The sequence below is a fragment of the Paracoccus marcusii genome, assembly GCF_006151785.1.
Lineage (GTDB): Bacteria > Pseudomonadota > Alphaproteobacteria > Rhodobacterales > Rhodobacteraceae > Paracoccus > Paracoccus marcusii.
The window spans coordinates 1-6,682 of record NZ_VDDD01000165.1 but is presented as its reverse complement, the minus strand read 5'-3'; the positions used below and the strand labels follow the sequence as shown (position 1 = coordinate 6,682).

The window sequence follows — 6,682 nt, the reverse complement described above, 5'->3', positions numbered from 1 at the left end:
CCGCGACGGGGCCGACGGCGCGGCCGAGGCCGCACGCCTGCCGCACCTGCTGGCCGCCGATCTGGCGGCGGCGGCGGTCACGCAGCTGCGCCCGATCCTGAACCTGACCGGCACCGTTCTGCACACCAACCTGGGCCGTGCGATCCTAGCGGACGAGGCGATCGAGGCCGCCTCCGCCGCAATGGCCGCGCCGCTGGCACTGGAATTCGACCTGGCGACCGGCGGGCGCGGCCAGCGTGACGACCATCTGCGCGGTCTTCTGTGCGAGCTAACCGGGGCCGAGGACGCGACCATCGTCAACAACAATGCGGCCGCCGTCCTGATCGCGCTGAACACCTTCGGCCAAGACCGTGACAGCATCGTCTCGCGCGGCGAGCTGATCGAGATCGGCGGCGCATTCCGCATGCCCGACATCATGGCCCGCGCCGGCACCCGGCTGGTCGAGGTCGGGACGACCAACCGCACCCACCCCCGCGACTATCGCGACGCGATCACCGACCGGACCGGGCTGATCCTCAAGGTCCACACATCGAACTATCGTATCGAGGGGTTCACCGCCGAGGTTCCGCCCCCGGACCTGGCCGCCATCGCGCGCGATGCCGGGGTGGTGATGCTGAACGACCTGGGCGCGGGGTCGCTGGTCGATCTGTCCCGTTGGGGCCTGCGCCGCGAACCCACCGTCGCCGAAGCCGTGGCCGAAGGCGCGGACCTGATCACCTTTTCAGGCGACAAGCTGCTGGGCGGGCCGCAGGCGGGGTTCATCGTGGGCCGGCGCGACCTGATCGCGCGGATCAACAGGAACCCCATGAAGCGCGCCGTGCGGCTGGACAAGATCCGCATCGCCGCGCTGCAGGCGACGCTGCGCCTTTATCGAGACCCCGACCGGCTGGACCAGCGGCTGCCCGTGCTGCGCATGCTGTCCCGTTCGCAGGCCGACATCGCGGCGCAGGCCGCGCGTCTGGCGCCGCAGGTCGCGGCGCTGCTGCCCGATCATCGGGTCGTTCCAACGGACTGCGCCAGCCAGATCGGATCGGGCTCGCTGCCGACGGACACGATTCCGTCCGCCGGGCTGCGGATCAGCGGGGCGGGCGGCGACGCGCCGGACCGCCTGGCGGCGTGGCTGCGCGACCGACCGCGTCCGGTCATCGGCCATATCCGCGACGGCGCGCTGATCCTGGACCTGCGCTGTCTGGACGACGACCGTGACCTGCTGGAGGCGCTGACGTGATCGTCGGAACCGCGGGGCATATCGACCACGGCAAGACCGCGCTGGTCAAGGCGTTGACCGGCACCGATGCGGACCGCCTGGCAGAGGAAAAGGCCCGAGGCATCACCATCGACCTGGGATTCGCCTATGCCGATCTTGGCGGCGGCACCGTCACAGGTTTCGTCGACGTGCCGGGGCACGAACGGCTGATCCACACCATGCTGGCAGGCGCGGGCGGGATCGACCTGGCCCTGCTGGTCGTGGCCGCCGATGACGGCATCATGCCGCAGACGCGAGAGCATCTGGCGATCCTGGACCTGCTGGGCCTGTCGCAGGGGCTGGTCGCGCTGACCAAGGCCGATCTGGCCGATGCCGACCGCCGCGCCGAAGTCACGGCCCAGATCCGCGACGCCCTGGCCGACAGCGGGCTGGCGGATGCGCCGATCATCCCTGTGTCGTCCCTGACCGGCGAGGGCGTGGACAGCCTGCGCGACGCCCTGATCGCCGCCGAGGCGCAGGTGGCCCATCGCGCCGCCGATGCGGGCTTTCGCCTGGCGGTCGATCGCAGCTTCACCCTGCAGGGCGCAGGGACGGTGGTGACCGGCACGGTGCTGTCCGGGCAGGTCGCCGTCGGCGATCTGGTGACGATCAGCCCGTCGGGGATCGCGGCGCGGGTCCGTGGCATCCATGCACAGAACCGGCAGGCGACCCACGGTCTTGCCGGGCAACGCTGCGCCCTGAACCTGGCGGGAGAGGCAGTCGCCAAGGACGCGATCCATCGGGGCGACATCGTGTTGGCCCCCGCGCTGCATGCGCCGACCGAACGGATCGATGCCGTCCTGACCGTGCTGGACACGGAGCCGAAGCCAATCGGCACGTGGTTTCCCGCCCGCCTGCACAGCCACGCCGCCGAACTGGGCGCGCGGATCGTGCCTTTGGGCGACCCCATCGCTCCCGGTCACAGCGGTCCGGTCCAGATCGTGCTAGACCGTCCCATCGCCGCGACCATCGGCGACCGGTTCATCCTGCGCGACGTGTCGGCCAGCCGCACCATCGGCGGCGGGCATTTCCTGGACCTGCGCCCTCCCGCCCGCAAACGGCGCACCCCTGAACGGCTGGCGCTGATCGACGCCGCCCAAGCCCCCGATCCGCTGCAAGCGATGCTGGCGGTGGGCCCGGTCGATTCGGCGGTCTTTGTGCGCGACCGCGCCCTGTCGCCCGCCGATGCGGCCGCGGCATTGTCCGGAGCACGGATCGTCGCGGGGCTGGCCCTGTCGCCCGCGCATCTGGACGCGCTGCAGCGGGGCATCATCGACGCGCTGTCCGCCTTTCACGCCGAGAACCCCGACCTGCCGGGCATGGGCCGCGAACGGCTGCGCCTGGCGCTGACGCCGCGGCTGCCCAAGGACGCCTATCTGGCGCTGCTGCGGGGCGAAGCGGATGCCGGCCGGATCGTCCCCGACGGCGCCTTTCTGCGCCTGCCCGGCCACGAGGTGCGCCTGTCGGCCGATGACGAGGCGCTGTGGGCCCGCATCCTTCCGTCCCTGACGGGCGATTTGCGCTATCGCCCGCCGCGGGTGCGCGATTTCGCGACCGACTTCGGGGTGGACGAAAAGGAGGTGCGCCGCGTGCTGCGCATGACGCAGAAGCTGGGCCGCACCGACCAGATCGCGCATGACCATTTCTTTGCGCGCGCTGTGACCGCCGACATGGTGACCATCCTGCGCGATGTGGCGGCCGCGACGCCGGACGGCTGGTTCACCGCCCCCCTGTTTCGCGACCGCGTTCAGAACGGCCGCAAGGTCGCCATCGAGATCCTGGATTTCTTCGACCGGCACGGCGTCACGCTGCGCCGGGGGGATCTGCGCCGCCTGAACCCGCACCGGCTGGACCTGTTCGGCTAGATCGGGGCGATGCCCTGTTCGATCACCGCCTCCATCGCGACATAGCTGGAAGTCGAGGCGACATGCGGCAGGGCGGAGAGCTTTTCCGCCATGATGCGACGGTAATCGGCCATGTCGCGCGACCGCACCTTGAGCAGATAGTCGAACCCCCCCGCGATCATGTAGCATTCCTCGACCTCGGGAATCAGGCGGATGGCGGCGTTGAACGATTCCAGCGCCTTGTGGCGGGTGTCCGACAGGCGCATCTCGACATAGGTGACATGGGTCAGGCCAAGGCGCACGGGCGACAGGATGGCCCGGTATCCGGTGATCAGCCCCGCCTCCTCCAGCTGGCGGATGCGCAGGGCCACGGGGGTCTTGGACAGGCCGACCTTGCGCGCCAGTTCGGTCACCGGGATGCGGGCGTTGGCCACCAGTTCCGCCAGGATGCGGCGATTGATCGGGTCCAGGATTTCGGTCACGTCTTATGCCCCGTGATTGGACGATATGGCTGCGATCCTGCCCATCATTGGTCCCATCGTCCAGACGGCACGCGATATTCTGCCGATATCAGACAGGGGTGCCGCCATGACCGACCTTTCCTTTTCCGCCAAGTTCCAACCCGAAGCGCCCCTGCTGGACCGGCTGGTCCGCGATGCGGCGCTGTCGCCTGATACCCGTGCGCGGATTAGCGACCGCGCGGCCAACCTGATCCGCCGCATCCGCGCCGAATCCAGGCCCACGATGATGGAGCTGATGCTGGCCGAATACGGCCTGTCCACCCGCGAGGGCGTGGCCCTGATGTGCCTGGCCGAGGCGATGCTGCGCGTGCCCGACCGTGCCACCATCGATGCGCTGATCGAGGACAAGATCGCCCCCTCCGATTGGGGCCGCCACCTGGGCGACAGCTCTTCCAGCCTGGTCAACGCTTCGACCTGGGCGCTGATGCTGACGGGGCGGGTGCTGGACGACAGCAAGCCCGGTCTGGCCGGCACCCTGCGCGGCGCGGTCCGCCGCCTTGGAGAGCCGGTGATCCGCACCGCCGTCACCCGCGCGATGCGCGAGATGGGACGCCAGTTCGTCTTGGGCCAGACCATCGACGCCGCGTTGGACCGGGCGAAGGGTCAGGAGGCCAAGGGATACACCTACAGCTATGACATGCTGGGCGAAGCGGCGATGACCGCCCGCGACGCCGACCGCTATGCCGACGAATACCGCAAGGCCATCGCGGCCATCGCCGGCGCTTGCACGCATGGCTCCGTCGCCCGGAACCCCGGCATCTCGATCAAGCTGTCGGCGCTGCACCCCCGCTATGAGGTCGCGCAGGAGGATCGGGTGATGGCCGAACTGGTCCCCGTGGTCCGCGATCTGGCCCGCCGGGCGCGTGCGGCGAACATGGGCCTGAACATCGACGCCGAGGAGCAAGACCGCCTGGCCCTGTCGCTGCAGGTGATCGAGGCCGTCCTGCCGGACCCCGATCTGGCCGGATGGGACGGGTTCGGCGTGGTCGTGCAGGCCTATGGCAAGCGGGCGGGGCCGATGATCGATGCGCTGCACGCGCTGGCGGTCCGCCACGACCGCCGCATCATGCTGCGCCTGGTCAAGGGCGCCTATTGGGATACCGAGATGAAGCGCGCCCAGGTCGAAGGGCATCCGGATTTCCCGCTGTTCACCTCCAAGACCGCGACGGATGTCAGCTATGTCGCGCTGGCGAAGAGGCTGTTGGGCATGACCGACCGCATCTATCCGCAATTCGCCACGCACAACGCGCACAGCGTCGCGGCCATCCTGGAACTTGCGGGCGATGCGCCCTTCGAATTCCAGCGCCTGCACGGGATGGGAGAGCGGCTGCACGACATCGTCATGCGCGATCATCGCACCGCCTGCCGCATTTATGCCCCGGTCGGCGCGCATCAGGACCTGCTGGCCTATCTGGTGCGCCGCCTGCTGGAGAACGGCGCGAACAGCAGCTTCGTGAACCAGATCGTCGATCTGGACGTGACGCCCGAACAGATCGCCCGCGATCCCTTCGACGCGCTGGCGACGGCCCAGGCCCCCGCGACCCTGCTGGCGCCCCATGCGATCTATGGCGCGGGCCGCGTGAACGCGCAGGGCTTTGACTTGGCCGCCCGCGACCAGCTGGACCGGATCTTTGCCGCCCGTGACGGGTCCATCGCCGATGCCGGCCCCTTGACCGCGCAGGCGGCGACCGGACAGGCCAGCCCGGTGCTGAACCCCGCCACCGGCGACATCCTGGCGACCGTCACCGAGGCGGACGAGGCCACGGTGACCCGCGCCATCGATGCGGCCCGCCCCTGGGCGGCCCCTGCCTCGGAACGGGCCGCGACCCTGCGCCGCGCCGCGGACCTGTTCGAGGCTGATTTCGGCCCGATCTTCGGCATCCTGGCCCGCGAGGCGGGCAAGACTCTGAACGACGCCGTGGCCGAACTGCGCGAGGCGGTGGATTTCCTGCGCTATTACGCTCAGCAGGGCGAGGGCCGCACGGATGCCCCGCGCGGGATCATCGCTGCGATCAGCCCCTGGAACTTTCCGTTGGCGATCTTCACCGGACAGGTCGCGGCGGCACTGATGGCGGGGAACGCGGTGCTGGCCAAGCCGGCCGAACAGACCCCGCTGATCGCCGCCCTTGCCGTGCGCCTGATGCACCGCGCGGGCGTTCCCGCCGACGCACTGCAGCTGCTGCCGGGCGACGGCGCGACGGTCGGTGCGGCGCTGACCCGCGATCCGCGCATCAAGGGCGTCGTCTTTACCGGCGGCACCGATACGGCGCGGCTGATCGCCGCCAGCATGGCGGACCACATGGCCCCCGGCACCCCGCTGATCGCGGAGACGGGCGGTCTGAACGCGATGATCGTGGACAGCACGGCCCTGCCCGAACAGGCGGTGCGCGACATCATCGCCTCCAGCTTCCGGTCGGCGGGCCAGCGCTGTTCGGCGCTGCGCTGCCTCTACGTGCAGGAGGACGTGGCCCCGCACCTGATCGCGATGATCCAGGGGGCGATGGACCAGCTGCGCGTGGGCGACCCGTGGGATCTGTCCACCGATGTCGGCCCGGTCATAGACGCCGAGGCGCAGGCCGGGATCCTGGCGTATCTGGACCAGAACCGCGACCGGATCCTGCACCAGATCGCGGCGCCCGCCACGGGGCATTTCGTACCGCCCACGCTGATCCGCATCGACGGCATCCAGGCGCTGGAGCGCGAGATCTTCGGCCCCGTCCTGCATGTCGCGACCTTCAAGGCGCGTGACCTGGACCGGGTCGTGGCGGCGATCAACGCGACGGGGTACGGGCTGACCTTCGGGCTGCATTCGCGCATCGACAGCCGGGTGCAGGAGGTCACGCAGGCGGTCCATGCGGGCAACCTGTACGTCAACCGCAACCAGGTCGGCGCCACCGTCGGCAGCCAGCCCTTTGGCGGAGAGGGCCTGTCGGGCACGGGACCCAAGGCCGGCGGCCCGCAGTACCTGACGCGGCTGTTCGCGCCCGCAGCCCCCGCCGCCGCGGCGACGGACTGGACCGGGGCCGACAGCACCGACCGCCTGGCTGCGGCGCTGACCCGTCCCGTCCCTG

4 protein-coding genes are annotated in these 6,682 nt (G+C 70.2%); 3 read left to right on the top strand and 1 reads right to left on the bottom strand.

Annotation, left to right across the window (positions count from 1 at the left end; all coding sequences use genetic code 11):
- Both selA and selB read left to right on the top strand, forming a co-directional pair.
- The coding region (gene selA, locus FHD68_RS16995) for an L-seryl-tRNA(Sec) selenium transferase (protein WP_139086314.1) at positions 1-1,228 on the top strand (1,228 nt) is incomplete at its 5' end.
- Positions 1,225-3,111, top strand: a complete 1,887-nt coding sequence (gene selB, locus FHD68_RS16990) for a selenocysteine-specific translation elongation factor (protein WP_127899492.1) — start codon at positions 1,225-1,227, stop codon at positions 3,109-3,111. The genes selA and selB, both read left to right, overlap by 4 nt.
- On the opposite strand, the gene FHD68_RS16985 is transcribed toward selB, so the two are convergent.
- Positions 3,108-3,572 (bottom strand): Lrp/AsnC family transcriptional regulator, encoded by a 465-nt coding sequence (locus FHD68_RS16985; RefSeq protein ID WP_127899493.1) that lies wholly within the window; start codon positions 3,570-3,572, stop codon positions 3,108-3,110. The genes selB and FHD68_RS16985 overlap by 4 nt on opposite strands.
- 106 nt (positions 3,573-3,678) lie before the next feature.
- On the opposite strand from FHD68_RS16985, the gene putA reads away from it, so the two are divergent.
- Positions 3,679-6,682 (top strand): bifunctional proline dehydrogenase/L-glutamate gamma-semialdehyde dehydrogenase PutA (putA, locus tag FHD68_RS16980; RefSeq protein ID WP_139086312.1); only part of this gene is annotated, 3,004 nt, incomplete at its 3' end.